Annotated in this window: 1 protein-coding gene; it reads right to left on the bottom strand. The window is 55.4% G+C overall.

From position 1 onward, the window contains the following. On the bottom strand, positions 1-251 hold a 251-nt coding region (locus tag R2R70_RS21940; protein ID WP_410979187.1), incomplete at both ends, for a UDP-N-acetylglucosamine--N-acetylmuramyl-(pentapeptide) pyrophosphoryl-undecaprenol N-acetylglucosamine transferase.

The raw sequence follows: 251 nt of genomic DNA, 5'->3' as shown, positions 1-251 counted from the left end.
GATAATTTTGGCTGCGCCCGCTTTTTCCAGCGGTAGCGCATTCCAGTATTGCTGGCGGTCTTTATGTTGAAACGGCACAAACAACGCCGGTAGTCCTGCCGCGGCGATTTCACTCACCGTTAACGCACCGGAGCGGCAAACGACGACATCCGCCCACGCATACGCCGCCGCCATATCATCAATAAATTCCGTCACTTTATGCTGCGGTTGCCCCGCTTCGGCATACGCCTGTTCAACGGATTGTTGCGAAC

Origin of the sequence: Cobetia sp. SIMBA_158, from assembly GCF_046566945.1 — a bacterium.
GTDB lineage: Bacteria > Pseudomonadota > Gammaproteobacteria > Pseudomonadales > Halomonadaceae > Cobetia > Cobetia amphilecti.
This window is presented reverse-complemented; position numbering and strand designations above follow the sequence as displayed.